The organism is Methanoregula sp., from assembly GCF_049690535.1.
Classification (GTDB): Archaea; Halobacteriota; Methanomicrobia; order Methanomicrobiales; family Methanospirillaceae; genus Methanoregula.
Window position 1 is genome coordinate 1 of record NZ_JBAVMX010000014.1, and the last position, 1,878, is coordinate 1,878.

At 58.2% G+C, this 1,878-nt stretch carries 1 protein-coding gene; it reads right to left on the reverse strand.

Annotation, left to right across the window (positions count from 1 at the left end):
* Positions 1-129: 129 nt before the first annotated feature.
* The coding region (locus WCE46_RS01135; protein WP_424731857.1) for a toprim domain-containing protein at positions 130-1,878 on the reverse strand (1,749 nt) is incomplete at its 5' end.

Genomic DNA, 1,878 nt, shown 5'->3' on the forward strand with positions numbered 1-1,878 from the left:
GCATCGGGGATCGCACGCCCGATGATGACGCTCATCGCGTAGTTGATATACGCGACCTTCATCTCTTTTTCGATACTGATCGGCTCGACCCGGTGGGTAAGCGGGCCGGATGCGGGAGGCATGTCGCCTTCAGATGTCAAGGTTGGTCACCTCCTTTGCATGGCGCGTGATGAACTCTTTTCGTATCTCCACATCCTTTCCCATCAGCGTCTTGAAGATCTCGTTTGCTTCCAGGGCATCCTCGATATTGACCTGCCGGAAGACCCGGTGCTCGGGACTCATGGTCGTATCCCAGAGCTGCTGGGCATTCATCTCACCAAGACCCTTGTACCGCTGGACGGAGACACCCTTCTCCCCCATCTCGGCGGAGAGTTTTTTCATGTCCTCTTCGGTAAACGCGTATTTCTCCTCTTTTCCCCGTGCGATACGGAACAGAGGCGGCTGGGCGATATACACATACCCAGCCTCAATGACTTTGAGCATGTACCGGTAGAAGAAGGTCAAAAGGAGCGTCCGTATATGCGCACCGTCGACATCGGCATCGGTCATGATCACGATGTGGTGGTACCGTGCCCGCTCGACATCAAACTTGTCACCGATACCGGTCCCGATCGCGGAGATCAGCGTCTGGATCTCGGCGTTCTTTAAGATCTGGTGCTCGCCTGCCTTTTCCACATTGAGGATCTTTCCGCGGAGGGGAAGGATTGCCTGGAACTTTCTGTCCCGGCCCTGCTTTGCGCTGCCGCCTGCTGAGTCCCCTTCCACGATATAGATCTCGCTTTTCTGGGGATCGCGTTCCGAGCAGTCGGCAAGCTTGCCGGGGAGGCCGGAGCTCTCCAGAGAACTCTTGCGGCGTGCGAGTTCCCGTGCGTTCCGTGCTGCCTCGCGTGCCTTCGCTGCCGAGAGCGCCTTCTCGATAATGATAGCGAGCACCCTGGGATTCTCGTCAAAATACTGGCTGAGCGCCGCATAGACAAGCGAATCCACGATGCCCTTAATGTTGCTGTTCCCAAGGCGCATCTTGGTCTGGCCCTCAAACTGGGGATTTGCCATCTTGACCGAGATCACCGATGTCATGCCCTCACGGACATCCTCGCCCCGGAGCGTGAGCGTCGCATTCTCTTTTATGAGGTTGTTGCGCTTTGCGACCGTGTTGATGGCCCGGGTGATCGCGCTCCGGAACCCTTCGAGATGGGTACCGCCCTCGCGGGTGTTGACACTGTTGACATAGGAATACACCTTATCGTCGTATCCAGTAGTGTACTGCAGGGCGGCCTCGATTTCGACCTTATTCTCGAGGTCCTTCTGGGTGATATCGATGGGGACGGGGTGGAGGCACTCGGTCCCCTCGTTTAAGTATTTCACGAACTCCGAGAGCCCGCCGGTGCAATACGAAGCGCGGGTGCCGGTACGTTCATCCATAATACTGATGGTGAGGCCGGCGTTGAGGAATGCGAGCTCGCGGAGCCGGGTGGCAAGGGTGTCATAATCGAACGTAACGGTCTCGAATATGGTCGCATCGGGCCGGAAGATGATCCTGGTACCCGTAAGTTTCTGGCCGAACTCTGCAAAGAAACGGGTACGGTCCTCCGCTTCGATAACGACGGGATCTACCGGCACTGCCGGTTCAGCGGGGGGCACAGGTACTGCAGGTTCTCCCGGCACCGCCGGTTCAGCGGGAGGTACAGGTACTACAGATTCTCCCGGCACCGCCGGTTCAGTGGGGGGTACAGATGCTACGGGTTCTGCGAGCCCGGACAGGCTCTGCTGGACGGTTACATGCACGGTGCCCCGGGTAAATGCAGCCGGTGCGCCGTACCACTGCTGGTACCGGACAAGCGCCTCGTTGAGCGTCTCTTCCCGCTGCATGAGGGGGCC